This window comes from Martinezella tropici, assembly GCF_003287875.1.
GTDB classification, from domain to species: domain Bacteria; phylum Pseudomonadota; class Alphaproteobacteria; order Rhizobiales; family Rhizobiaceae; genus Rhizobium; species Rhizobium tropici_C.
In genome coordinates this window covers 416,816-443,191 of sequence record NZ_QMKK01000061.1, presented here as the reverse complement: position 1 = coordinate 443,191, position 26,376 = coordinate 416,816, and the positions used below count along the sequence as shown (strand labels likewise).

General features: G+C 61.3%; 22 protein-coding genes. 7 read left to right on the top strand and 15 right to left on the bottom strand.

What is annotated here, in order from left to right; all coding sequences use genetic code 11:
* The first annotated feature begins 144 nt into the window (after positions 1–144).
* Genes DQ393_RS33010 through DQ393_RS32995 form a run of 4 tightly spaced genes read left to right on the top strand, consistent with a single transcriptional unit; the run spans position 145 to position 5,908 of the window.
* Complete coding sequence (locus tag DQ393_RS33010) at positions 145–2,226, top strand: hydantoinase/oxoprolinase family protein (protein ID WP_112345870.1); 2,082 nt, start codon at positions 145–147, stop codon at positions 2,224–2,226.
* A gap of 6 nt (positions 2,227–2,232) precedes the next feature.
* Entirely contained in the window at positions 2,233–4,221 is a 1,989-nt protein-coding gene (locus DQ393_RS33005; protein ID WP_112345869.1) for a hydantoinase B/oxoprolinase family protein, read from the top strand.
* The gene (locus DQ393_RS33000; RefSeq protein WP_112345868.1) at positions 4,218–4,541 is read left to right on the top strand and encodes a (2Fe-2S)-binding protein; all 324 of its coding nucleotides are present in this window, start codon (positions 4,218–4,220) and stop codon (positions 4,539–4,541) included. The genes DQ393_RS33005 and DQ393_RS33000 overlap by 4 nt, the downstream gene beginning before the upstream one ends.
* Positions 4,538–5,908: an NAD(P)/FAD-dependent oxidoreductase gene (locus DQ393_RS32995; protein WP_112345867.1), complete on the top strand. Its 1,371-nt coding sequence runs from the start codon at positions 4,538–4,540 to the stop codon at positions 5,906–5,908. The genes DQ393_RS33000 and DQ393_RS32995 overlap by 4 nt, the downstream gene beginning before the upstream one ends.
* A gap of 31 nt (positions 5,909–5,939) precedes the next feature.
* On the opposite strand, the gene DQ393_RS32990 is transcribed toward DQ393_RS32995, so the two are convergent.
* Both DQ393_RS32990 and DQ393_RS32985 read right to left on the bottom strand, forming a co-directional pair.
* The gene (locus tag DQ393_RS32990; protein WP_069613456.1) at positions 5,940–6,848 is read right to left on the bottom strand and encodes a LysR family transcriptional regulator; all 909 of its coding nucleotides are present in this window, start codon (positions 6,846–6,848) and stop codon (positions 5,940–5,942) included.
* 59 nt (positions 6,849–6,907) lie between these two features.
* A complete protein-coding gene (locus DQ393_RS32985; protein ID WP_112345866.1) occupies positions 6,908–8,233 on the bottom strand; it encodes an NAD(P)/FAD-dependent oxidoreductase in 1,326 nt (441 codons plus the stop codon).
* A 225-nt stretch (positions 8,234–8,458) separates the two neighbouring features.
* On the opposite strand from DQ393_RS32985, the gene DQ393_RS32980 reads away from it, so the two are divergent.
* Positions 8,459–8,935: an Lrp/AsnC family transcriptional regulator gene (locus tag DQ393_RS32980; protein WP_015343674.1), complete on the top strand. Its 477-nt coding sequence runs from the start codon at positions 8,459–8,461 to the stop codon at positions 8,933–8,935.
* Positions 8,936–8,967: 32 nt separating this feature from the next.
* Here the strand turns inward: DQ393_RS32980 and DQ393_RS32975 are convergent, their stop codons facing one another.
* The 7 genes from DQ393_RS32975 to DQ393_RS32945 all read right to left on the bottom strand — a co-directional run bounded on the left by DQ393_RS32975 (position 8,968) and on the right by DQ393_RS32945 (position 17,371).
* Positions 8,968–10,623: an ABC transporter ATP-binding protein gene (locus tag DQ393_RS32975; protein ID WP_112345865.1), complete on the bottom strand. Its 1,656-nt coding sequence runs from the start codon at positions 10,621–10,623 to the stop codon at positions 8,968–8,970.
* 2 nt (positions 10,624–10,625) lie between these two features.
* Positions 10,626–11,477 carry an ABC transporter permease gene (locus DQ393_RS32970; protein ID WP_112345864.1) on the bottom strand — a complete coding sequence of 284 codons (852 nt, stop codon included), beginning with the start codon at positions 11,475–11,477 and terminating at the stop codon, positions 10,626–10,628.
* A complete protein-coding gene (locus tag DQ393_RS32965; RefSeq protein ID WP_112345863.1) occupies positions 11,474–12,424 on the bottom strand; it encodes an ABC transporter permease in 951 nt (316 codons plus the stop codon). The genes DQ393_RS32970 and DQ393_RS32965 overlap by 4 nt, the downstream gene beginning before the upstream one ends.
* A gap of 95 nt (positions 12,425–12,519) precedes the next feature.
* On the bottom strand, positions 12,520–14,130 hold the full coding sequence (locus DQ393_RS32960; protein WP_112345862.1) for an ABC transporter substrate-binding protein: 1,611 nt from the start codon (positions 14,128–14,130) through the stop codon (positions 12,520–12,522).
* Positions 14,131–14,195: 65 nt separating this feature from the next.
* A complete protein-coding gene (locus DQ393_RS32955; protein WP_112345861.1) occupies positions 14,196–14,912 on the bottom strand; it encodes an HAD-IA family hydrolase in 717 nt (238 codons plus the stop codon).
* Positions 14,913–15,141: 229 nt separating this feature from the next.
* Complete coding sequence (locus tag DQ393_RS32950) at positions 15,142–16,518, bottom strand: aspartate aminotransferase family protein (RefSeq protein WP_112345860.1); 1,377 nt, start codon at positions 16,516–16,518, stop codon at positions 15,142–15,144.
* Positions 16,519–16,531: 13 nt separating this feature from the next.
* A complete protein-coding gene (locus DQ393_RS32945) occupies positions 16,532–17,371 on the bottom strand; it encodes a GNAT family N-acetyltransferase (protein ID WP_112345859.1) in 840 nt (279 codons plus the stop codon).
* 324 nt (positions 17,372–17,695) lie between these two features.
* On the opposite strand from DQ393_RS32945, the gene DQ393_RS32940 reads away from it, so the two are divergent.
* Together DQ393_RS32940 and DQ393_RS32935 are read left to right on the top strand one after the other, a co-directional pair.
* Positions 17,696–18,364, top strand: coding sequence for a haloacid dehalogenase type II (locus DQ393_RS32940; RefSeq protein ID WP_112345858.1), 669 nt, complete (start codon positions 17,696–17,698; stop codon positions 18,362–18,364).
* Positions 18,365–18,378: 14 nt separating this feature from the next.
* The gene (locus DQ393_RS32935; RefSeq protein ID WP_112345857.1) at positions 18,379–19,653 is read left to right on the top strand and encodes an NAD(P)/FAD-dependent oxidoreductase; all 1,275 of its coding nucleotides are present in this window, start codon (positions 18,379–18,381) and stop codon (positions 19,651–19,653) included.
* 89 nt (positions 19,654–19,742) lie between these two features.
* Here the strand turns inward: DQ393_RS32935 and DQ393_RS32930 are convergent, their stop codons facing one another.
* The 6 genes from DQ393_RS32930 to argE all read right to left on the bottom strand — a co-directional run bounded on the left by DQ393_RS32930 (position 19,743) and on the right by argE (position 26,358).
* Complete coding sequence (locus DQ393_RS32930) at positions 19,743–21,200, bottom strand: NAD-dependent succinate-semialdehyde dehydrogenase (RefSeq protein ID WP_112345856.1); 1,458 nt, start codon at positions 21,198–21,200, stop codon at positions 19,743–19,745.
* Between the two features lie 21 nt (positions 21,201–21,221).
* Positions 21,222–22,262, bottom strand: a complete 1,041-nt coding sequence (locus DQ393_RS32925) for a tartrate dehydrogenase (protein ID WP_112345855.1) — start codon at positions 22,260–22,262, stop codon at positions 21,222–21,224.
* 12 nt (positions 22,263–22,274) lie between these two features.
* Positions 22,275–23,738 carry an aldehyde dehydrogenase family protein gene (locus DQ393_RS32920; RefSeq protein WP_112345854.1) on the bottom strand — a complete coding sequence of 488 codons (1,464 nt, stop codon included), beginning with the start codon at positions 23,736–23,738 and terminating at the stop codon, positions 22,275–22,277.
* 165 nt (positions 23,739–23,903) lie between these two features.
* Complete coding sequence (locus tag DQ393_RS32915; protein WP_069613469.1) at positions 23,904–24,260, bottom strand: cupin domain-containing protein; 357 nt, start codon at positions 24,258–24,260, stop codon at positions 23,904–23,906.
* A 22-nt stretch (positions 24,261–24,282) separates the two neighbouring features.
* Positions 24,283–25,206, bottom strand: a complete 924-nt coding sequence (locus tag DQ393_RS32910) for a 2-hydroxyacid dehydrogenase (protein WP_112345853.1) — start codon at positions 25,204–25,206, stop codon at positions 24,283–24,285.
* Between the two features lie 27 nt (positions 25,207–25,233).
* Entirely contained in the window at positions 25,234–26,358 is a 1,125-nt protein-coding gene (argE, locus tag DQ393_RS32905) for an acetylornithine deacetylase (RefSeq protein WP_112345852.1), read from the bottom strand.
* Positions 26,359–26,376: the final 18 nt, after the last annotated feature.

Genomic DNA, 26,376 nt, shown 5'->3' with positions numbered 1-26,376 from the left:
ATCACGCTACGCCTATAAGTCCGACCTATGGGTTTTGCCGATCGTCAGAGCATAAGTCCGGCTTATGACCTCTAGCATTTTCGCTCTTGGACCTTGCCGATCCGTCCATGCCAGTTTCGTCACAGGCAAAGGAAAGGAACGGACATGACGGATGCGGCAAGGCAAGCAGCAGAGGCTTCGCAGCAGGACTGGAAGATCGGTGTCGATATCGGTGGCACCTTCATCGATTTCTGCGCCCTGGAAAGCCGCTCCGGCCGCATTGCTTCGCTGAAAGTGCTGACCACACCCGATGATCCGGGTGCGGAATTGATGACCGGGCTTTCGTTGCTTGCCGAGCGCGAGGGATTGGCGCCGGAGGCGATCAGTCGCTTCGTTCACGGCACCACGGTCGGTATCAACACCGTCATTCAGAGACGCGGCGTATCGCTTGCGCTCTTGACGAATGCCGGTTTTGAAGATGTCATCGAGCTCGCTCGGCTGAGAATGCCTGACGTCTATTCTCTCTTCTGCTCGCGGCCGGAACAGCTGATCGCACGGGACATGATCTTCGGCATCCCCGCTCGCTTGCGGGCCGATGGCAGCGAAGCACAAGCGCCGGATATGAAGGTGGTTGCCACCGCGGTCGCAGCGGCAAAGGCCAAGGGCGCAGCGGGCATCATCATATCCTTTCTGCATGCCTGGCGCGACGATGCCCAGGAAACCGCGGTCAAGAACGAAATCGAAAAGCTCGCACCCGATCTCTTCGTCTTCACATCCTCGGAGGTGTGGCCCGTCATTCGCGAATACGAGCGGACGACGACCGCGATCCTCAATGGCTACGTCCATCCGAGGGTTTCGGGCTACCTGACGGCTCTCGAAGACAAGCTCGCATCGCGCGGAGTGAAGGCGCCGGCCCTGTTGACGAAATCGAATGGCGGCGTGATGAACGCGGCCGAAGGAAAGCGTTCCTGCGTCCAGATGCTGCTTTCCGGCACGGCCTCGGGCGTGATCGGCGCCGCCTGGCTGGCGCGCCTTGCCGGCGAGAAACATGTTCTTACCCTCGATATCGGCGGCACCTCGGCAGACTTCGCGTTGATCATCGACGGCGAGCCGCAATTCGGGACGGGCGAGCTGATCGGCGAGTTTCCGCTTCACATTCCCTCGGTCTCCGTCAGTTCCATCGGCATCGGCGGTGGTTCCGTTGCCAGCGTGGACGCCCATGGCATCTTGCGGGTAGGGCCTGAATCAGCCGGCTCCACACCCGGTCCCGCCTGTTATGGCCGGGGCGGCACGCAAGCGACCGTGACCGATGCCATGGCGGCCTGCGGCTGGCTGGGGCACAGCGAGATGGCCTATGGTCAGTTGCGCATCGATGTCGGGCTGGCGCGCGCGGCCGTCTCAACGCTTGCCGAGCGTATCGGGCGCTCGGTTGAAGAGGCGTCCCAGGCCATTCTCGACATCGCCATCTCTGAAATGTTCGTCGAAGTGGAAAAGCTGGCGTCGCGGGCCGGGGTCGACTTGCGGGAGTTTACCCTCATGCCGTTCGGTGGCGGTGGCCCCATGCTGGGCGCGTTCCTGGCTCGTGAATTCCGCATGGCGAAGGTCATCGGGCCGCCGCGTCCGGGCGTGGTTTCGGCGCTCGGCGGTCTGGTCGCAGATCTGCGCGGCGACTTTATCAAGACCGTCTTCACGCATCTGTCGCCGGAAGCCCTGCCGTTGCTGCGCAGTTCTTCGGAGGTGCTGTCGGATGAAGGGCGAAGCTGGCTCATCAAGCAAGGCCATAAGGGGCCTGCCGAACTGCGGATTTCCGCCGACATGCGCTATGTCGGCCAAAGCTTTGAAATCGAGGTTCCGCTGCGGCCGGCCTGGGTAGAGGACGGCGATCTCGCCGCAATGGAAGAGGCGTTCCATGCCATGCACGCCCGTCTCTATGATTTTGCCGATCCCGACGGCAGGATCGAGATCGTCAATCTCCGTCTGTCTGCGATCGGCGCCGGACCGGCGCTGCAAACGACCGTCGGTCTCGAAGAGATTGCCGGGATGGCCGAACCGGAGCGCGAAATACCGGTCTATACCGGCAAGGCGTTCGAATGGATCGGACTATACCGGCGGGACCAGCTGCGTCCAGGCGGCCGGTTCAGCGGCCCTGCCGTCGTGGCCCAGGACGATACGACCTTCGCCATTCCCGCCGGCACGCAGGTGACGATCGATCGCCACCAGAACCTTCATCTCACCTTTTCGGAGTAGTGGCCCATGTTCGACCGTTCGAACCTTCAAGTGTTTGCCAACCATACCAGGGCTGCCGCCGAAAACATGGCCTATACGCTGCAGCGGACGGCCCATTCAGCCTTCGTCAAGGAGACGGAGGATTTCACCGTTATGCTCATCAATCGCAAGGGCGAAACCTTCGGCGTTCCGATGGGCCTCGGCGCGACATGGTATCCCGGGCTTACCTATACCCGAGCCATCGAAATGATCGGGGACTACAAGCCGGGCGACGTTGCCTTTACCAACGATCCCTATTCCTGCTTCGTGGCCACGCATGCGCCGGACACGCATCTCTGGAAGCCGGTTTTCTATGACGGCGAAATCATCGCCTGGACCGGCGGGCATATCCACAACACCGATATGGGCGGTGCCGTGCCGGCCTCCTTGTCGCGCGCGTTGACGGAGATTCATCAGGAAGGCATTCGCTTTCCACCGATGAAGCTCGTCAATGAAGGTGTCTTCGACGAAGACATCTTGAAAATCATGACCACGAATGTCCGCAAACCAGACCTCAATATCGGCGATATCAAGGCGCTCGTCGGGGCGCTCAACACCGGTGAGCGCAAGATCCTGGCCATGGTCGAGAAATTCGGCAAGCAGGCATTTCTCGAAGGCGCAGACGTGCTTCTCGATCACGCCGAAGCGCAGGCGCGCGATCTCCTGCGGGCAATGCCAGATGGCACTTGGGAGTTCGTCGATTATGCCGACGAGGATTCCGTCGAGGCCAATCCTTGCCGCCTGAAGCTGACGCTGACGATCAGGGGCGACGAGGCGATCCTCGATTTCACCGGATCCGATCCGCAGCTCGGCTCGTCGCTCAACGTTCCCTCTGGCGGCGATCCGCGCCACACCATGCTGCTGGTCGGCGTCTATTATATTCTCTACACGCTGAACCCCAAGATCCTGCTCAACACGGGCCTGACCCGTCCCTTTACCTGCATCGCGCCGCAGGGGAGCGTTCTCAATCCGGTATCGCCAGCGGCTGTCGGCATGCGTTCGCTCACCTGCGCGCGCTTGCGGTCCGTGATCTTCGGCGCCTTCTGCCAGGCGGTTCCCGAATTGCTGCCTGCCGCACCGGCCGGCAACAATTGCATCGTCAATGTCATGACCACGGACGAACGGACGGGCCGCAGCGTGATCGCCGCCGTCAATCCGGTGGTTGGCGGCGGCGGCGGGATGCCGCATCGCGACGGCACCAACGGTTCGGGCGCCGATGCTGCCTATCTGAAGAATACGCCGATCGAAATCACGGAAACCGAAGTACCAATCGAGTTCGTCAAATATGGGCTTGCCAAAGACAGCGGCGGTGCCGGCCGCTGGCGTGGAGGTCTCGCGACCGAGATGGCGTTCCGCGTGTTCGCGCCCGGGAGCCGGATCACAGCCCGCAACCGTGACCGCAGCTTCTTCCGCCCCTGGGGGCTGCTCGGCGGCAGGGCGGCAGGGCTCTCCGATATGGTATTGAACCCCGGGCGCGAGGACTTTCGTCGCCTCGGCAACATCGATACTGCTGTCCTGCAGCCGGGAGATGTGCTCGAGATCCGTTCGGCCGGGGGCGGCGGCCGCGGAAATCCACTTGAGCGCGAAGACTGGCGCGTGCTGCGGGATGTGGAGCGCGGCTATGTTTCCTTGGAAGCGGCCGAGCGGGATTATGGCGTGGTCATTCGCGACGGCAAGGTGGACGAAGCCGAAACGTCCCGTCTCAGGGTATCGCGCACAAGTCCAACCGCCCATTTCCATTATGGCGCGGAGCGAGACGGCTACGAGGCGCAGTGGACACCCGCAGCCTACAACCTGCTCACCGATATTCTTGCCTGTCTTCCCATCCATTGGCGCTTCTTCACCAAGACGGAGATTTTCCGCCGAATGAAGGAACGTGCGGGACATGACGGCGTTGCCGCGGCTTTTGCCGATGTTCGCGCTCGGTTCCCGGAAATGCCGGAGGTTCGTGTTCAAATCAAAGAGGCGGCCGAATGAGCAAGGGTGCGCGTCCGCCTGGAGAAACGGGGCGCATTGTCCGCCTCGCCGAACAGGGCCGTACACCCGTCCGCTTCCTGCTCGACGGCATTGAGCGGGAAGCCTGCGTGGGTGACACGGTGCTGACGGCCATGCTGATATTTTCTCCCACTCTTCGGCAATCCGAATTCGGGCCGGAAGGGCGGGCAGGCTTCTGCCTGATGGGCGCCTGCCAGGACTGCTGGGTCTGGCAGCAGGATGGAACCCGCTTGCGCGCCTGCTCGACCCTCGTCGGCAACGGTATGTCCCTGCTGACCCAAGCGTCGGGAGATTGGCCATGACGACAGCGAATGACCGAAAGGCAACCGTGATTGTCGGCGCTGGTCCGGCCGGCATCCGTGCAGCCGAGCTTCTGGTGGCCGCTGGTATCCGGCCCATCGTCATCGATGAGGGGATGAGGGCTGGCGGCCAGATATATCGCCGCCCCCCGGAGAGCTTTACGCGGTCAGCCCAGCAGCTCTATGGATCGGAAGCCGGCAAAGCCCTTGCCCTTCACTCTCTCTTCGATCGCATGGTGGCGCGCGGCGAGGTCGAATATTATGCTCAAAGTTCAGCGATGGCGCTCGCCGCCAATCTATTGCAGGTGCTGACTCCAGCCGGTCGCCGGGAATTCGCCTATAACAGGCTGATACTCGCGACCGGCGCGACCGACCGGCTGGTGCCGCTGCCGGGCTGGCAAGCTCCCGGCGTCTATAGTCTCGGTGCAATGCAGATCGCGCTGAAGGCACAAGGCGTCGCCATGGGGCGAAGGATTGTTCTAGCGGGCTCCGGGCCGCTGCTGACCCTCGTTGCGTTCCAGCTTTTGAAGGCCGGGGCAAATGTTGCGGCCGTTCTCGATACCTCTTCTGTTCGAAACCAGATCCTTGCGCTTCCGGGCATGATGGAAAGGCCAGTCTTGGTCCTGCGGGGCCTTACGATGCGGATGAAACTCGGCCGCCTATATCGCGCAGGGGTGTCGCTGACGGATATCGTCAGCGACGAAGGCGGCCCGGTGGCCGTTCGTTGGCGGGATGCCGGCGGGTGCGACCATCATATCGAATGCGATGCGGTCGGCATTGGCTGGCACCTGAGAGCCGAAACGCAGCTTGCAGGCCTAGCCCAATGCAGTTTCGATTACGATCCGGGCTGGGCCCAATGGCTGCCGCAGGCGGATCGGATGGGCCGATCTGCAGATGGCGTCTATCTTGCCGGTGACGGCTTGCGTATCCTTGGCGCCGATGGCGCGGAAGTTGCAGGGCGGCTTGCCGCGAGCGCCTGTCTTGCCGATATGGGATTGCCCTATCCAAATCCGGCACGGGATCTCCGGCGGCTTGCCCGCTACGACCGCTTTGCTCGCGCCATCGCCCGCGCCTTTCCCTGGCCCGCCGGCATGGTCCGATCCATTCCCGATGAAACGATAGTCTGCCGCTGCGAAGGCATCAGCGCCGGCAATCTGCGTGAGAGCGTCGACTATGCCGGAGGTGAGGCAAACCGGGTGAAGTCAATGGTGCGCGTGGGTATGGGACGATGCCAGGGACGGTTTTGTCAGCTCACCGGCGCCGAATTGATTTCGGAGCGTGCGGGAATCCCGGTTTGCGGGGTCGGTCGTCTGCGCGAGCAGGCGCCTGTTCGTCCGCTGCCGATCGGATCCTGGATAAACGACACGTGACCAAGCTCGGTTCGGCTATGCAGACGCGATTTTACTCCGGCACGGCTTCGCCATCCTTCAGCACCCCGGCGCAGGCCTGGCGCAGATAGTCGCGCATCGTCAGGTGGCTGCCCGTCAGGGGACGGTCCCGGCTGGTCAGCAGCGCGATCGGGACGGTCTTTCGCGGGAGAAGCGGCCGGCGCACAAGGCCCGGAAACTGTTCCCACGGCAGCAGACCATCCACGATCGCGACACCAAAGCCGTTGCGGACAAAAGGCAAGGCGGTGATGGAGATATCGATCTCGATCGCGGGATTGAACGCCTGGTTTTCCGAGGCTGCGGCATTGGCAAGCAGTTGGCCGGGGAAGGTATCAGCGCGGTAGGAGATCAGCGTCTCGTTCTGAAGATCGGCGAATGTGATGCTGTCGCGCGGGGCAAGATGGTGTCCCTCCGGTACGATGCAGATGAGTTCGGCATATCCGAGCGTTTCGACATCGATGCCGGGCCGCGCAATGTTGTTCATGACGATACCGAGCGGAGCATCGCCATTGCGGATCATATCCACGACATTGATCAGCGGTGCGATCAGCGATCGGACGACGATATCCGGATAGGTCGTTCTGAAGGCGAGAAGCGCCTTGGGTACGATCGACATGGCTGGCGGCGTTGTTGCGGCGATCCGGATCAGCCCTGTCCGTCCGAAGCGCATGTCGGTCGTTCGGCGCCGAAGCGCCCCGAGCTCGGAAAAGATGCGCTCTGCTTCCGGATACAGTTCTTCGGCCTCGCGGGTGGGGACCAGCTTGCCGCGCACGCGATTGAAGAGTTTGAACCCCAGCTGGTCTTCCGCATGCAGCAGGATCTGGCTCAGCGCCGGCTGCGTGATGTTGAGCATGGCGGCGGCGCCGGTCACCGTCCCAGATCGCATGAGCATGCAGAAGACTTCGAGCTGACGGGCCTGCATCAGGAAAATCCGTATTGTCTGGTTCGGTTGCCGGCGAAGTCTAGCACGGACGGTCCTTTTCAGAAGTCGGCCACCTTGCCCCATGCGGACTGCAGGAAGCGGTCGGGGTGATAGGGTTTCGGGTCGACTATCGGCGTGGCGCCGGTGACGATATCGGCGATCAGGTGGCCGGCTCCAGGACCGATGCCGAAGCCATGGCCGCTGAAACCGGCGGCCAGCACGAAGCCAGGAATGGTAGCGATCTCCCCTATGCCGGGCACGCCGTCCGGGGTCGAATCGATGTAGCCGGCCCAGCTTGCGGTAATGCGGCGGTTTGCGATGGCAGGCAGCAATTCGACCGCGCGGTCATAGGTGAGCCGGATCGTGTTTCTGTCGACCGCCGGATCGAGGATGCGCATCTGCTCCATCGGCGTTGGCCGATCCAGGCGCCAGCGCGACAGGTTTTCATGGCCGCTGCGAAAGCCCTCGAGCCCGCCCAGGGAAAGCGCGCGCCAGCGGCGAATGAACATCGGTAGAAACTGCGCCCCGAACCGCATGGTCTGCGGCGTGGGATCGACGCGGCCACGCCCGCTGATCGCAAGCGTATGGCCGCCGTCGCCTCTGCGGGTGACGGAAACATGTGCGGTATGCAGAGCGTCCGGGAGGTCGCCGGCGCCGGCGCTGACCGAAAGGATCGATGAGCGGATCGACGCCTGCGGGAAGCGGACGCCAAGCTGTCGGCAGAAGGACGATGCCCAGGCGCCGCCGGACAGGATGGCAATCCTCGTCCTGATCGTGCCTTCTTCGGTCACGACGGCGGAGAGCTTTCCGCCTTCGGTCTCTATGCCACGAGCCGCGCAATTCTGGCGCAGGCAGCCCCCCCGCTTCATCAGGGCGCGAGCGACCGCCGGTGCAGCGTTGGCGGGATCGGCAATACCATCCGTGGGAGAAAAGACGCCGCCTTTCCAGATGCGGCCGGTCGCCTTGCCGCGCTCGCTGGCTTCAGCGCTATTGAGCATATGCGTGGTCACACCGACGCTGCGCGCAAAGTCACGCCAGCGTGCCCATCCGGCGAGCTCTTCCTCGCTATTGCTCAGATAGAAGAGGCCGCAGCGACGAAAGCCTGTGTCCTCTTCCGTTTCTGCGGCGAATTGGTCCCAGAGCTCGAGGCTTTTCGTCGCCATCGGCAGCTCGCGAGCGTCGCGGTTCTGCTGCCTGCACCAACCCCAGTTGCGGCTGGACTGCTCGGCGCCGACGCAGCCTTTTTCGAGGAGAACGACTTTGAGGCCCCGCTTTGCCAGATAATAGGCGGTAAAAACGCCGACAATCCCAGCCCCGATGACGACGACATCGGCGGACGTTGGCAATTCGGGAGCGTTTTCGACAAGGGTAAGCGGTGCGGGCATGGATGCGGATCTCCTATCGAGCCCACAGCATAGCGAAATGATCGGACATGAAGCTGCCGCACAACCGAGCCATGCGGCATAAGATTCTGCTCATGGGGAACCAAGCGGCTGATTGTGCCGGCTAGAGTCGTGCAGAATGAAATAGACAAGACGAACCATGGTGTTATGCTCGATCTTGGAGAATTCGCGGCATAAAATGCTGCCTCATATGGGAAAGATTTGCCGATGAAGCTCGACCGTATCGACATCAAGATCCTGTACGAACTTCAGAAGAACGGACGCATCACCAATGTCGAATTGGCGGAACTGGTCAACCTGTCGCCAAGCCCCTGTCTGATGCGGGTCAAGAAACTGCAGCAGGAAGGCTATATCGAGGGATATTCTGCCCAGATCAATATCGGGAAACTCGGCCAGACGCTGACCGTGTTTACGGAAGTCACGCTCAAGAACCACCGGCAGATCGACTTCGCGCGTTTTCTTTCGGCAGTGGAGAAGGTCGATCAGGTCATCGAATGCCACCTCGTCTCAGGTGGCTATGATTATATGCTGAAGTTCGTGACGGCAGGTATCGGGGAATATCAGACGATCATGGAGCGCCTGACTGACCTGGATATCGGCATCGACAAGTATTTCAGCTTCGTGGTGCTCAAGTCGCCAATCGTCAAGGCGCATATGCCGCTGACCAGCCTGTTTCCCATGTAGCAGCCTTCCAACGGCATTTCAGGCTGTATCGGCTAGCCATGGCCATATTCGCGCTTGAGTTCCGGGTCCTGGACGAGATTGTCGAGCCAGGTCGGATCAAGCTTCGGTACGGAACCGAACAGCAGCTGGGAATAGGGATGGCGGGGCGCATCTGCCGCCTCGCGCGTAATCTGTTCAACTTTCTTGCCGCCATACATCACGACGATCTCGTCGCAGATCGCCTCGACGACCGATAGATCGTGGCTGATGAAGATGTAGGACAAATGCAGTTCACGCTGCAGTTCCTTGAGCAGGTCGATGATTGCCGCCGCGACCACCGTATCGAGCGCCGATGTGATTTCATCGCAAATGATCAGGCGCGGCTCGGCTGCGAGCGCGCGAGCGAAATTCACGCGCTGCTTCTGTCCGCCCGACAATTCCGACGGATAGCGATAGCGAAGCGCGCGCGGCAATCGCACCATATCGAGTAACTCATCGACCCTGGCCGCTCGAGCCCTGCGGTCCATACCATGGTAGAAAGCCAGGGGCCGCTCGAGAATATCGGCGATCGACTTTGCCGGATTGAGTGCGGTGTCGGCATATTGAAAGACGATCTGCATTTCCCGCAATTGATCGCGCGAGCGCAACTTTGCGGCACGGTTCATCTCGCTGCCATTAAAGCCGATAGTGCCTGATACCGCCGGCAATATGCCGGCGATTGCACGCGCCAGTGTCGACTTTCCGCATCCGGATTCGCCGATGATGCCCAGATTTCTGCCTTTCTCCACTTCGAGGCTTACGGATTGAACCGCACAAACCGCCGGCAGGCCGTTGGGCTGCATATCGCCATAGCCTGCTACCAGATTGTCGATCCTGAGCACGGATGCAGCCGCCCCGCTTGTTTTGCTGTCGCGAGCAGTCTGCTTCGGCTCGAAGGCGGCCAGCAACTCACGCGTATAGGGATGGCTCGGCCGCGTCAGGACCGCTTCGGTTTTCGCCAGCTCCTGGATTTCGCCGCCCTTGAGCACAGCAATGCGATCGGCGATCTGGGCGACGACCGCCAGATCGTGTGACACATAGACGCCGGCAATGTCGCCAGTGCGGATGACCGACTTGAATGCCTTCAGGACGTCGATCTGCGTCGTCACGTCGAGCGCGGTCGTCGGCTCATCGAAAATGACAAGCTTCGGTTCGCCGATCAGAGCCATGGCTGCGGCCAACCGCTGCAACTGGCCTCCTGAGACCTGATGCGGATATCGCTCGCCGATGGTTTCCGGGTTCGGCAGCGATAACGCACGGAAGAGCTCGATCGCGCGCCGGCGCGCCTGTTCGGGCGGCATCAACCCGTGAATGCGAGTGACCTCGATCACCTGCTCCATGATCTTCGTCGCCGGGTTGAAAGCGGCTGCGGCACTTTGCGGAATATAGGCGACCGTTGTGCCGCGGACCTTCGAGCGTTCGTTTTCGGAAAGCGCGGCCATGTCCTGCCCATCGACCTGGATCGTACCGCCGGAGATGCGACAGCCCTCGCGCGCATGCCCCATGAGCGTCAGTGCGATCGTCGTCTTGCCCGAGCCGCTTTCACCGATGAGCGCGATAATCTCGCCCTTGGCGATATTGAAACTGACGCCCTTGATGATCTCGACGATGCGACCGGAGTCGGTCTTCGCCTCGACCTTCAGATTCTTGATTTCAACGAGATTGTCCATCGTCATGCGCTCCTGTCCCTGATCTTGCGCGGCAGGTTGTCGATCAGCAGGTTGACGCTGATGGTGAGGCTGGCAATGGCAAAGGAGGGCACGATCACGGCAGGTGCTGCGAAGGGCAGGCCGCCGATGTTTTCACGAACCAGGGCTCCCCAGTCGGCATAGGGCGGCTGCAGGCCGAGGCCGAGAAAGGAAAGACCGGACAAGAGGAGAACGACGAAGACGAAGCGCAAACCGAAATCCGCCAGAACGGGACGGATAATGTTCGGCAGAATTTCCGAACCGATGATGTAGCCGACCCGCTCGCCGCGGGTGCGGGCAACCGTGATGAAATCCATCGTGTTGATATTGACCGCGAGCGCGCGGGCAAAGCGATAGGCGCCGGGCGTATAGATGACGGCGAGCGTAATGATCAGCACCGGAATGGACGAGCCGACGGCGGCGACGACGACCAGGCCAAAAAGCTTGCTTGGAATCGAGTTCAAAGCATCGAGAAACCGGCTCAGGATCGTGTCGAACCATCCACCGACAACCGCGGCGATCATGCCCAGCGTCACGCCGCAAAAACAGCAGAGCGCCACCGCGGCCAATGAAATGCCGACCGTATAGCGCGCACCCATCAAAACGCGCGAGAACATGTCACGGCCGAGATAGTCCGAGCCGAGCCACAGTTGTCCGCTTATAGGGCCGAAATAGTCGGTATCGACGATATCGCCGACGGAATAGGGGATGATATAGGGCGCGAACAGGGCGACAATCGTCCAGCCAAGGATGATGGCAAAAGCCACGATGCCAACAAGGCTGACATTGTAGCCGAGAAGGGATGGGGTATGGGAAGCCAAGCTGTTCGTGGTCATCGCAGCCTCGGATTTGAGAGGATTGCGACGATATCGGCCATGGTGATCAGCAGGAGATAACCAAGGCAGAAGATCATCGCGCAGCTCTGGATGAGCGGGAGATCGCGGGTCGCGACGGCGTCCACCATCAATTTGGCGATGCCCGGATAGTTGAAGATCGTCTCGACGATGATCACGCCGCCGACGAGATAGGAGAGCGACAGCGCGACTGCGTTGACGATCGGCCCCAGCGCATTCGGCAATGCGTGCCTGAACACCATGCGGCCGCGCGAGGCGCCCTTCAGCAGGGCCATTTCCACATAGGGCGTCTTCAGCGTCTCGATCAGAGCCGCCCTGGTCATGCGGATCATTTGGGCTGAGATGACGAAGGTGAGCGTGATGACGGGCATGGCGTAGATCTTCACAAGATCGAAGACCGTATGCGCCTCGCTGATGGAGGAGAGCGCCGGCAGCCAGCGCAGATAGACGGCGAATAAAAGCACCGCAAGCGTTGCGACCATGAATTCGGGCACCGATATGACGCCGATGGAAATGATCGTGACGATCCGATCGTAATAGGAGCCGCGAAGCATGGCCGAAGTAATGCCAAGCAGAAGTGCAAGCGGGACCGAGACGAGCGTCGTGATGGCGGCAAGCTCCAGTGTTGCCAGCAGGCGGCGGCCAATCAGCTCCGCAACGGGCATATTGTTTGCGTAGGACGTGCCGAGATCGCCCTTTACCAGGCCCAGCAGCCATTCCAGGAACCGCAGGATCGCCGGCTCGTCGAGATGCATTGCCTTGCGCAGGCCGGCGACCGCTTCAGGCGTCGCCGCCTGGCCGAGCAGGATGGAGGCCGTGTCTCCCGGCAGCATGCTCGTTGCGAAGAAGACGGCGAATGACACGATCAGCAAGGTGATGAGCGCGATGAAGAGCCGGTTTAGGATAAGAATGGAGACCTCGGATCTCAAAGGCAATGCTCCTGCGGCGATCTACGAAACGAACGGCGTTTGCGAGACGGAGGTCCCTGGACGACTTTGCGCCGTCCAGGGAGGTTCAGCGGCCGCTAGGCATCGAGCCACAGATACTCCGCCATTGCGTAACCCATCATGCCACCGAGCGGGTTGGCTTCCAATCCGTGCACCTTGCTCGAAAGCGCATCCACATTCGAGATATAGGCCGGGATGATGGTACCGGCTTCTTCCGCGATCATCACCTGCATTTCGGCGTAGATCTGTTTGCGCTTGGCCTGATCGAGCAAGCCGCGCGCTTCGATGAGCATCTTGTCGAATTTTTCCGACTTGTACTGGCTCTCATTCCAGGGCGCATTCGAGGCATAGAGGAGCGAGAACAGGATGTCGGGCGTCGGGCGCGGATTGATGTTGCCGAAATGGATCGGCGCCTTCAGCCAGTAATTATCCCAATAGCCGTCGGAGGGAACGCGCTGAACGTCGAGCTTCATGCCGATATTGGCGCCGGCCGCCTGGATGATCATCGCCGTGTCGATCGACGAGGTTGCAGCGTCGGAGGCTATCACCGGAATGGATTGTCCGAGCACGCCGGCCTTCTGGAAATGGAACTTGGCCTTGTCCGGATCGAAGGCCTTCGGCTTCAGATCGTTGTTGTGATAGATATTGGCGGGAGAAACGGGCTGGTCATTGGCAACCTCGCCGAGGCCGCGCAGGGCCGACTTGACGATCTGCTCGCGATTGACGAGCGACTTCATGCCATCGACGAAGTCCTTCTTGTTGCCCGGCGTCATGTCGAGGCGCATGTTGAGATTGGTATAATTGCCGCTCGTGGTCTTCGACAGCGTAAAGCCCGACTGGCCGTCGATCAGCTTCATGGCGCGTGGATTGATCGAAGCGGCGTAGTGGATGTCGCCCGAAAGCAGCGCATTGACGCGGGCATTATCATCGCTGATCGCAAAGAATTCGAACGAGTCGAGATAAGGCTGTCCGGACTTCCAGTAGTTCTTGTTCTTCACCACGACCGAGCGATTGCCCGGGTCGAAGGTTTGGAGAACGAAGGCTCCGGTACCATTGCCCTTGGAAAAGTCCGTCGTGCCGTTGGCGACGATCATGAAGTGATGCAGGGCGAGAATGGTCGGCAGGTCGGCATTCGGGTCGGCGAGGGTGATTTCGACCGTCGACTTGTCGACAGCCTTGAAGCCGGTCATCTGCGCGGCGATCTTGGCGACTTTCGAGCCGACACCGGGATCGAGATGGCGCTTGAGCGAGAAGATGACATCGTCGGCCGTCAGCTCCTTGCCGTCATGGAATGTCACACCCTTGCGCAGCTTGACTGTCCAGGTCTTGGCGTCCTTGCTTTCGATGCTTTCGGCGAGCTCCATCTGCGTCACGCCGGCTTTATCGATGAAGGTCAGGCGATTGTAGAGCGAGCAACAGCGCACATAGTCCGTCGACAGCGATGCCTTGGCGGGGTCGAGCGTATCGGCGGTCGAGGACGACCAGCCGGCTGCTTTCAGATTGCCTCCGGATTTGGGTGTTGCCGCGACGGCATTCGATGCGCGACCGAGCACCAGGCCGCCCGCCGACATGGCGACGCCGCCTGCCAGAAGCATGGTGAGAAGTTCGCGGCGGGTGGCGCCTCGACGAATGGCATTCTCGACCATTGCGTCGTCCGAGGCAGTCCAGTTCATGATCTTGTCGTTCATGTCATTCCCCTTTTTCTGGTTGGCAGTCTGTTTTTCTTATTGGATGCGACGAGGATGACGGCTGGTCATGCCGCCTCCAGCGCTTTCACCGCTTGGGCAAGCTCGGCCATGGATTTGAAGTGGAAATCCGGCGTGGTGAATTCGGCCGGTTCGATCGTGCCGCCATATCCGGCCTGCGCGTGACGGCGCTGGATCCAGCAATTCGTCATCCCCAATTGGCGGGATACGCCGATATCGTGGTACTGGCTCTGCGCCACGTGAAGAATATCGTCTTTGCTGGCATTCTCGCCGCCCACGAAGTCGAACACCTTGTGAAAGAAGGCCGGGTCGGGCTTTTCGGTGCCTGTGTCGTCGGCGGTGAAGGCAGCGTGGAACGGATGCCCCAGTTCCGCCGAAAAATGTTCGAAGGCCCAGCGGCGGGCGTTCGTCATGGCGATCAGCCGATATTTGCTGGCCAGCTGCGCCAAGGCTTCCGCGCTGTCGGGAAAGGCTTTCCACTGCCTGGCGGAATCGCGCAGGCGCCGACCATAGGCCTCTTCGGCCGGCAAACCGAGTTTTGGGGCGATGGCGAGATAGACACGCACGAGATCGTCGGGAAACAGATCGGCATCGTCGGCGTAGCGCGCGGCGCGATAGAGCGCCAGCGCCTCCTCGCCATCGATCGTCACCTTCGCTTCAGCTGCAATTTCGTTGAGGCAGGTTTTCAGGCCGCCTTCGAAGTCGATGAGCGTTCCGACAACATCGAAGCTCATATATTTGAATTCTGCCAGTGACTTAGTCATGCCTTACCCCAGTCTGCTTGCTGGCGGCGCCGGGCGGCCGCCTTGCGGAAGATTATGCTGTTCCCAGGCCCACTTGTTTTCTGACGCTCCCGAATTGCCGGGATGGACCTTCATTAAGGACAAGTTTGGCACTTCGATCGCGCCGTTTGCGCCGAATCGGACTAGCGATGCGGCACAAAATTCTGAAAAACGCCTGCTCGCGATATATCGGTCCTTGGTCTTGGCGAGTTCAGTCCTTGAGCGCCCGGCGGACGACGGGATCTTCGAGCGTCTGATCCAGCGTCCTTTCTGTTCGTTCGATGATCGCGTCGATGTCGGCGTCCGTGCAGCAAAGCGGCGGAGCATACCCCAGCACTCCATTGGCGAAGGCGCGGACCACCAGGCCGTTTTCCCAAGCCCGGTCGAAAATCCGGCGTGAAGGCTGGGCTTCCGCCGGCAGCGGCGTCTTTGCCGCCTTGTCCACGACCAGTTCGATCGCAGCCAGCATGCCGCGACCGCGGACGTCGCCCACCAGGGGATGATCTCTAAGGCTCTCGAGGCCGGCCATCAGCCTCAAGCCGGCCTTTATGCCGTTTTCGAGCAGTCCGCCTTCGTAGAGTTTCAAGACTTCCAGTCCGACCGCCGCGCTGACGGGATGGGCGGAATAGGTGTAACCGTGCCCCACGGCGGAAGCTCCCGCCCCATCAGCAATGACCTGATAGACGTGATCTGCCATGAAGACCGCGCCCATCGGAACATAACCGGAGGTGAGCCCCTTCGCCGTTGTCATGAAATCTGGAACGATCTCGTCTTCGGAACAGGCAAAAAGCGGTCCCGTCCGGCCGAAGCCGGTGATCACTTCGTCTGCGACGAAAAGAATGTCGAGCTCCTTGCAGAGGTCTCGCATGGCCTTCATCCATCCTTTCGGCGGGACGATCACCCCGCCCGAACCCTGGATCGGTTCGGCATAGAAGGCGGCGACACGGTTTGCTCCAATCGCGTCGACCTTCGCCCTGAGGGCCGCGAGAGACGCTTGGATGATGGCGTTCGCATCCTGCCCGACAGGATTGCGATAAGGATAGGGGGACGGAATTTTGTGCTGCCAGTCGAGGGGAACGCCGAAGCCGGCATGGAAGTTGGGCAGGGCGGTCAGCCCGGCGCCGACCGTCGAAGAGCCGTGATAGCCCTGCTCGATCGAGATGAACTGATCGCGTTGCGGTTGGCCGCGCGCAAACCAGTAGTACCGGATGAAGCGGACGGTACTGTCGATGGCGTCAGAGCCGCCCAGCGTGAAATAGATGTGGTTGAGGTCGCCGGGAGCTCGTTCGGCTAGATCGGCGGCAAGGCGGATGGCCGATTCGCTGCCAAGGCCGAAATAGGCTGTCGCATAGGGAAGCTCGCGCATCTGGCGAGCCGCCGCCTCCACGATTGTTTCATGACCGTAGCCGGCGTTGACGCACCAAAGACCCGCGAAGCCATCTATCAGCTGACGGCCTTGAGCATCGGTGATCGTCGCTCCCTTGGCGGATGAAAGCACCCGCACGCCTTGCTGCTCATGGCCGCGATAGGAGGCGACCGGATGCACCAGATGGGCACGATCGAGCTCGATGAGGGAATTGCTGTACATGGTCTTCTCCGGATCAGCCGAGCGCCTGGTTGGCGAGGGCGAAAGTAGTGACTGTCGAGGAATTGCTGCGCTTGATAACGGGGTTCACCATGGTGATGCCGCCACCGACATGGACAAGCGAATGGCTGGCGAGCCACGGTCCGAGACCGGTTTCCGCACCGGTGTCGACACGCAGGAATGCGCCGGTTTTCCGGCTCATGAAGTGGGACAGGAGCGATTTCGCGTCTTCGATATCCGGTGCGACGACAGGTCCCACGACCTCGCCCCGGCCGAAGGAACGAAGACAGGCATAGGCTGCGACTTTGCCGTCACGGCGGATAATCGCGAATTCGCCCAGATCCGCTAATCGCGCAATCAGCGCGGAACGGTCGGCGTCGAAAGCCTCGCGGTCGAGCGCTGTGATTGCCGGGATATCGGCCTTGGTCGCCACTTCGGTGTTTGCCGGTTTCGCGACCGCCGCGACGAGGCCTTGGTGCTGAACGACGGCGCCGGTCTGGCGAAACCCCAGCTTTTCATAGAGGGGTAGGCCATCGGAGGTCGCGGTGAGGCGTAAGGGGCGGCCATCCGCCAGAGCCAAAGCGGCCTCCATGAGACGGCGTCCCAGCCCGCGTCCGCGCATGCTTGCAGAGACGATCACCATGTTGATCGTCGCGCAGTCCGTTTCGTAAGGTGTCAGGAGCGTGGTGCCGACGACCTCGTCATCAGCGGCGATCGCAACGACACCTTTGCTCAGGTCGAGGGCAACTTTCCAGTCCTCCAGGCGATGAGGCCAGCCGGCCTCCTGCGACAGGCGGACAGCTGCATCCAAATGTTGGGAACGGAAAGGCCTGATTTCTATTTGTCGCTCCCGCATGGCGCTCCTCGAATTTCTTTTGTCCAAGTGTCGGAGCGTAGGGGCCGGAAGATTATCTGAAGGCGATGTCGTTGACGGTATCTTTCGCCGTTGCGGCTCGCCCTTGCCGCATCTTATGCCGTCACCTCGCTAACGGCGGTTGCGAAAGTGTAGGCGGGAGGCGTTCTCATCGGCCGTTCTTGCAAGCAAATGCCAAACGGGCGCCGCTCTACGAAACTTTCTGCTCCGAACCTCGCAAAATCAGTAGGCGCCAGTGCCGAAAGCAATCCTATTATCGTGTTCTCCACCAATCGCCTCGAGGGGCAGCACGTAAGGACGAAGCGCATGACCACCTTCCGGCCGAAATATATCACATTCGATTGCTATGGCACGCTGACCAATTTCCAGATGGCGGAAGCTGCCCGGGACCTCTATGGTGATCGTCTCGATGAGCCGGCCATGTTGCAGTTCATCAAGAATTTCGCTGCCTACCGGCTCGACGAGATCATGGGTGACTGGAAGCCTTATGCGGATGTCGTGCACAATTCGCTCGAGCGGACGTGCAAGCGCAACGGCGTTGGCTTCAGGGAGGAAGACGCCAGGATGGTTTATGAGCGCGTTCCCACCTGGGGACCGCATGCGGACGTTCCGTCAGGGCTTGCCAAAGTGGCAAAGGAAATTCCGCTCGTCATCCTGTCGAACGCGATGAACAGCCAGATCATGTCGAATGTCGCAAAGCTCGGCGCGCCCTTCCACGCCGTCTATACGGCCGAGCAGGCCAATGCCTATAAGCCGCGCTTCCAGGCCTTTGAATACATGTTCGACATGCTGGGCTGCGGCCCGGAAGACATCCTGCACTGCTCGTCCTCCTTCCGCTACGACCTCATGTCGGCTCATGATCTCGGCATCAAGAACAAGGTCTGGGTCAACCGCGGTCACGAGCCGGCCAATCCCTATTACGGCTATGTCGAAATCGCCGACATTTCCGGTCTGCCGGGCGTCGTGGGGCTCTGAGAAAGGGCAGCCAGATGAAATATTCCTCTTATTGGCACGACACGGCGCCCCGCTTTGCGGGTGCGGCGGTCGGCCCTGTCGAAGGGCACTACGACGTCGTCGTGGTGGGCGGCGGCTTCACCGGGCTTGGCGCCGCCCGGCAGCTTGCCATGGCGGGTGCGAAGGTCCTTGTTCTGGAGGCTGAGATCGTCGGCTTCGGCGCTTCCGGTCGCAATGGCGGTCATCTGAACAATGGCCTGGCGCATAGTTACATCGCGGCAAAGGCGGAGTTGGGCAAGGAGCGGGCGATCGCCCTCTACCATGCGCTGGACGCCTCGATCGACACGCTCGAGGCGATTATCGCGGAAGAGGGGATCGACTGCAATTTCCGCCGCGCGGGCAAGCTGAAGCTTGCCTCCAAGCCACAGCATTTCGAAGGGCTCGCCAGGAATTTCGAAGCGGTGCATGCCGAGGTCGATCCCGATACCGCGCTGCTGTCCGCCGCCGATCTCAAGAATGAGATCGGTTCGCCGTTTCATGGCGCGATGCTGTCGAAGAAGAGCGCCATGATGCATATGGGTCGCTATGTTGTCGGATTGGCAGAGGCTGCCAAGCGACGCGGAGCGGTCATCGTGGAAGGCGCTGCCGTGACGGAGCGTAGCCATTCTGGTGGCAGGCACGTGCTGAAGACCGGCAAAGGCACCGTGACGGCAGACCAGGTCATGATTGCGACCGGCGCCTATACGACAGCCAATTTCGGTTACTTCCGCCGTCGCATCATGGCGGTCGGCAGTTTCATCGTCGCGACCCGGCCCTTGACGGACGCGGAAGTTACCTCGGCAATGCCCGGCAATCGCACTTGCGTGAACACGATGAATATCGGCAACTACTGGCGCCTGTCACCGGATAACCGGCTGATCTTCGGAGGGCGGGCTCGCTTCTCCGCAACATCGGACCAGCGTTCCGACGCCAGGAGCGGCGCGATCCTTCGTGAAAGCCTCGCCCGCATATTTCCCCAACTCGCCGAGGTCGAGATCGACTATTGCTGGGGCGGTCTCGTCGATATCACCAAGGATCGCTATCCGCGTGCCGGCTATCATGACGGTATCTGGTACGCCATGGGCTATTCAGGCCACGGCGCGCAGCTTTCCACGCATCTTGGGATGACCATTGCGGATGCGATTCTCGGAAGACCCGACCGCAATCCGCTCAAGGGGCTCGATTGGCCGGCCGTTCCCGGCCATTTCGGCAAGCCCTGGTTTCTGCCCTTGGTCGGTCTGTATTACAAAACGCTCGACAGATTTCAGTGATATAAGCAGGCGGCGGGCCTCAACGAAATCGGCAGCATAAAAAGAGGGGCCGCGCTTGCGACCCCTTTTCCGATCTGAGACGCCACACCTCAGTTAAGGCCACCGATGTGGAAGGCCTTTGTTTCCAGATATTCCTCAATGCCGAGCTGCGAGCCTTCGCGCCCGAGGCCCGATTGCTTGACGCCGCCGAACGGTGCGACCTCCGTGGAGATTAGACCGGTATTGAGGCCGACCATGCCGAATTCGAGCGCTTCGCCCACCCGCCATGCGCGCTTCAGGCTTTCGGTGTAGAAATAGGCCGCAAGCCCGTAGGGCGTGCCGTTGGCAACAGTGATCGCCTCTTCCTCCGTCTCGAAGCGGAAGAGCGGCGCAACCGGTCCGAAGGTCTCCTCGGCGGCGAGCTGCATGGCGGTGGTAGCCCCGGTCAGGACGATCGGCGCGGTATATTGCGGGCCGGCCGGCAGATCCCGCTTGGTCGTCACGATCGTCGCGCCCTTCGAAAGCGCGTCGTCGACATGGCGGTTGATCTTGGCGATAGCCGCCTCGTTGATCATCGGACCGATCGCAACGCCGGCTTCGGTGCCCGGCCCGACCTTCATGGCGTCGACGCGGGCGGCGAGCTTCTTGGCGAAAGCATCGTAGACGCCGGCCTGGACCAGGATGCGGTTGGCGCAGACGCAGGTCTGGCCGCCATTGCGGAACTTGGAGACGATCGCACCCTCGACGGCAAGGTCGAGATCGGCGTCGTCGAAGACGATGAAGGGAGCGTTGCCGCCGAGCTCGAGGGAAAGCCGCTTGATACTGGGCGCGGCGCCGCGCATCAGCAGCGAACCGACGGGGGTGGAGCCGGTGAAGGAAATCTTGCGTACCGTCGCATTGGCAAGAATCTCGGCCCCGATCTCGGAGGGCATGCCGGTAACGATATTGATGACTCCAGCCGGAATCCCAGCCATTTCTGCAAGCACGCCGAGCGCCAGCGCCGAGTAGGGGGTGAATTCGGAAGGCTTCACCACGACCGTGCAGCCGGCCGCAAGCGCCGGCGCGAGCTTACGCGTAATCATCGCATTCGGGAAATTCCAGGGGGTAATGATGCCGCAAACGCCGACGGGCTCTTTCAACACGAGAATGCGGCGGTCAGGGGTCGGCGAGGGGATGGTTTGGCCGCCGATGCGGCGGGCTTCCTCGGCAAACCATTTGACGAAGGACGCGCCGTAACGGATTTCGCCACGGGCTTCGTCGAGCGGCTTGCCCTGTTCGGTCGTCAGGATCAGCGCGAGATCATCGATATGCTCGAGCATCAGATCATGCCAGGCCTCCAGCCGCGCCGCGCGCTCGGCGTGCGTGCGCTTCTTCCAGGGACCATAGGCCGCCTCGGCCGCCTCGATTGCCGCCCGGGTTTCATCGCTGCCGATATCCGGCACCGTTCCGATGGTGGCCTGTGTCGCCGGATCGATCACGGCAACGGTCTTGCCCGAAGGGGCGGAAAGCCAATCGCCACCGATCAGCGCCTGCTGGCGGAACAGGGATGGCATTTTCAAATTTTGCATGTTCATATCCTCGGTGGGACTTCAGATTGCGGCGAGCAGCGCGGTCGTGATGGCATCGGTCCGATCTTTGCCCGGAACCGTGCCGATGCCGCTTGCAGTTGTCGCTTCGATCGCCGCCATGACGGCATTTGCCGCATCCTGCTCGCCCAGATGTTCGAGCATCATGGCACCGGACCATACCGTTGCGATCGGGTTGGCGATGCCGAGATGGGCGATGTCAGGCGCGGACCCATGCACGGGTTCGAACATCGACGGAGCGTTCCGCTCCGGGTTGATATTGGCCGACGCCGCGAAACCGAGGCCGCCCTGGATTGCTGCGCCGAGATCCGTGAGGATATCGCCGAAGAGATTGGATGCGACGACGACGTCGAGGGTTTCCGGCGCCATCACCATGCGGGCGGCCATGGCGTCGATGTGATAGCTCGTGACCTCGACGTCCGGATAATCTTGCGCGAGCTGCCGCGTGACTTCGTCCCAGAAGACCATCGAATGCTTCTGGGCATTGGATTTCGTCACCGAAGCGAGCTTACCGCGCCTGGCTCTCGCCTGTTCGAAGGCGAAGCGCAGAATGCGCTCGACGCCCTTGCGGGTGAAGATCGAAGTCTCGACCGCGACTTCGTCTGATGTACCTTGATGGATGCGGCCGCCCGCGCCGGAATATTCGCCCTCGGTGTTTTCGCGGATGCAGAGAATGTCGAAAGCCGATGCCTTGAGCGGTCCCTGGACACCCGGCAGCAGCCTGTGCGGGCGGATATTGGCATATTGCACGAAGTTCTTGCGGATCGGCAGCAGCAGCCCGTGCAGGGATACCGCATCCGGCACTTCGGCCGGCCAGCCGACGGCTCCAAGCAGGATGGCATCGAAACCGCGCAGCGTTGCGATGCCATCTGCGGGCATCATCGCGCCGGTTTCCTTGTAGAAGGCACAGGACCAAGGAAATTCAGTGTCGTCGAGCAGAAAGTCGCTGTTGCCGGCTGCCTTTTGCAGAACCGACCAGGCAGCGGCGGTCATGTCGCGACCGATGCCATCACCCGGGATCAATGCGATCTTGTAGGTTTTCATGTTCCTCGTCCCTCAAAGACTGATCAAAACGCTCTTGCTCTTGCGATTGGCCTGGAATGCCTCGCGGCCGAGATCCTTGCCGATACCCGACTGCTTGTAACCGCCGGTCGGCAGGATGTGGTCACGTGAGCGACTATAGCGGTTGACCCAAATGGTTCCGGCTTGCAGGCGGCGGGTCAACCGGATGGCGCGTGAGAGGTCGCGGGTAAAGAGGCCTGCGGCGAGCCCGTAGCTCGGATGGTCGGCAAGCTGCAGGGCTTCCTCTTCGTGCTCGAATGTCTGGAGCGTCAGCACCGGACCGAAGATCTCCTCGATGATGGCTGGAGAATTCTGATCGACTCCGGCCATCAGCGTCGGGCTGTAGAAATAGCCCGGTGCGTCCATGCGCGTGCCACCGGCAAGGCATTCTGCGCCGGCTTCGATGGTGGCGGAGACGATCGCATCGATACGCTGTCTCTGCTTCTCCGAGATGATGGGGGAGTAGCGGCTCGCTGCATCCCAGGTGGGACCGGGAGCAACGCCCTTCATCCGCTTCCGGATGGCGTCGATCAGTGCGGCCGCTATATTTTTCTCGACGATGAGACGCGATCCGGCGACGCAGGCCTGGCCGGCATTGCCGACAATACTGGCCGTGATGGCCGCGGCCGCCTTGTCGAGGTCCGCATCGGCAAAGACGATCTGCGGGCTCTTGCCGCCGAGCTCCAGCGTCATCGGCTTTATGCCCGTCCGGGCAATGTTCTCCATGATGGCCGATCCGGCCCGGGTCGAACCGGTAAAGCTGATCTTGGCGATTTCGGGATGGCCGGTGATCGCGTTGCCGGTCGTCACGCCGTCACCCAGCACCACATTGATCAGCCCGGCGGGAAGGCCGGCGCGCACGGCGAGCTCTGCCAGATAGATCGATGAAAACGGCGTCATTTCCGACGGCTTCAGGACGACGGCATTTCCGGCAGCCAGCGCCGGGCCAAGTTTCCATGCAGCCATGTTGATCGGAAAATTCCAGGGCGTGATGGCACCCACCACCCCATAGGGCTCCGTCATGATCATGCCGATATTGCCGTCGTCGGTCGGCACGAGGTCGCCGCCTTCCTTGTCGGCGAATTCGGCGAAGAAGCGGATCTGCTCCGCCGAAATCGCGATATCGCCCTCGACAAGCTGGCCGACGGGTCGCGTCGACGCGACAGCCTCCAGCCTCGCCAGCGTTTCGGCTTCCTCTTCGATGAGATCGGCCCACCGGTGCAGGACGTTCAGGCGCTCGCGCGGGCGGACGCCGCCCCAATTGCTTTGCTTCAGCGCGGTCTTGGCCGCCTGAACTGCCTGGTCGACAACGGAAGCGTCCGCGATTGGGCACTCGGCAAAGGCCTTCCCATCGGAGGGGCGATGCATCGGAATGACACCACTCGCAGCCCTGAAGTTCCCGCCGATGAAATGGCCGACAGGAAGCGAAAGACTGTCGGGATCGAAGCTCAGGTCCATAATGATACCTCCGGTCAATTTACCGAGATGCTATAGGATCGGCGAAGTACCTTGATCCGATCGCGTCGGCTGCCACGGCGGAAAACGCCGTTTTGAGATGATCGGGCAGCGTATTCTTTGGCAAGGCTGCACAGCGCGCTCGGAAACCGCGCCGTGCTGGGGATATCAAGGGGTGACGGTCACGTAGATCTTCCGGACCGTTTCGATCGTCTTCCAGATTCCGACGAAGCCCGGTTTCATGACGAAGCTGTCGCCGGCTCTATAGACGACGGGCGCGCCGCCTTCCGGCGTCAATTCGACGACGCCGGAGAGAATATGGCAGAATTCGAAGGTTTCACCCTTGATCGAACGGCTGACACCGGGTGTGGCCTCCCATACGCCGGTGTGCACCGTCTCGTTGCGGGCAACGTCCTGCGCCCAGGTCTTGAGTTTCGGATCGCCCGAAATCAGCCGCTCGGCAGCGACAGTGTTTTCACGCGGCGCAAAGGAGGGGTTGGGATCAATTGTCTTGAGGAGGGACATTGGGTTCCTTTCGGGTTGGCGATCAGTAGCCGCGGCGTCGGTCGACGAGGCCAAACGGGTCCAAGCCCGCGCGGATTCGCTTGATATTGTCGATGACGGCGCGTGCTGCGCTATGGGGCTGAGTGACGCTTGCAACATGCGGCGTCAGAAGGATGCGGTCGTGGCTCCAGAATGGATGTCCGGCCGGCAGCGGTTCGGGATCGGTGACATCGATCACGGCGCCGGCAAGCCGACCGCTGTTGAGCGCATCCAGAAGGTCTTCCGAAATGAGCTGCGGTCCACGGCCGACATGCATGAGACCTGCGCCCCGCGGCAGTTTCTCGAAGAGATCGGCATTGAGAAAGCCACGGGTTTCGTCGGTCAGCGGCAGAAGGCAGATCAGGATATCGGTGGTGGAGAGCATGGCCTGGAGTCCTGCTTCGCCGGCAAAGCAGGCAACGCCTTCCAGTTCGTGTTGGCTGCGGCTCCAGCCGGAAAGCACAAAGCCGAACGGCTTCAATCTTTCGAGCACGGCCTGGCCAAGGCTCCCGAGCCCCAGCACACCGATGCGGCGTTCGGCCGCCTGAACCTGTGGCAAGGCATTCCAGACCTGACGGCGCTGCTGGCTGAGATAGGAGGGCAGATTGCGGTGGAGCGCGAGGACGCCAAGCGTCACATATTCCTGCATCATGCGGGTAATGCCGTCTTCGACCATCCGCACGACTTTTACGTGATCGGGGACATGGGCCGTATCGAACTGGTCGATACCGGCGCCGATTGAAAACAGAACTTGGAGATTGCGGTAGCGCGGCAAGTCGTCCGGAACCGTCCAGGTGATCAAATAGCGCACGGCGTCAGGGTCGACGGACGTCGGATCCATGGAGAAGGCGAGATCCGGCAGCTCGCGGGCGAAAGCTTCCTGGAAGATATGACCTCGACGGGCATCCGAATTGAAGAGGAACGTCATGGGCTTCTATCCTTCGGCTTTGTCCCATCACACCATGCAACGACGGCCGAGAGCCTCGATCATGGCCTGGCAGGCGGCGAGTTCGTGCGTGAGGATGAATTCGTTCGGTTTGTGCGCGCGAGCGATGTCGCCAGGACCGCAAATGATCGTCTCAAGGCCGGCGCGCTGGTAAAGTCCGGCTTCGGTGCCGTAGCTGACGGCCGCCAGCGGCTCTGTGCCTGTCAACTCCGTCAGCAGACCGGCAAGAGGAGCTGTCCGCGGAAGGGAAAGGGCAGGATAGGAACTCAGCTCCTCCCATTGGACCTGAAAGCCTCGACGCTCAAGTGCGGCAGCGGCCTCGTGCACCGGCAGGAGCAGTGCTGCCGGGTCTGCACCGGAAATTGCCCGCGCTTCGACTTCGAGTGTGCAGAGATCCGGAATGATATTGAGGGCCTGCCCGCCGTGAATGGTGCCGACTGAGATCGATGAATAAGGCGGCTCGAACTCCGCTTCGAATGGCCCCTGGGCAAGAGAATGCGCTGCCGAAACGGCGGCCTGCAAAATGTCTGCGGCGGCATGGATTGCGTTGAGACCGAGGTCGGGCCGCGAGGAATGACCGGAGCGTCCTTTCAGGATGATGCGGGCGGCTGATTTCCCCTTGTGTGCGAGGATGGTCCGCATGTTGCTGGGTTCTCCGACGATGACGCCGAGCGGCGTCTCGCAAAGCTCCGGCAGGCGCGCAATGAGATGCGGTACGCCGCGGCAACCTGCTTCCTCGTCATAGGAAAAGGCTAGATGTATCGGCCGGAGGAGCGTGCTTGCCGCGAGCATCGGCACAGCCGCCAGAGATGCGGCCAGAAAGCCTTTCATGTCGCTGGTGCCGCGGCCATACAGTCTCTCTCCATCGGGCCGCAGCACGAAGGGGTTGCTCTCCCATCCCGCCTCGTTGGCCGGCACCACATCCATGTGACCGGAGAGGACATAACCCGGTTCGCCGCGGGGACCGATGGTGGCAAAAAGGTTCGACCGGTCACCCTCGGGGCCAGCGAGAATATCAACCGTGGCGCCGAAGGACTTCAGGTAGGTGCTGATCCACTGCACGATTTCAGCATTCGGCGTCCCGACGATGGAATCGAAGCCTACCAGTCTTGCCAGAATGTCCGCTGCCTGCATTGCTGTTGCCAATCTCCG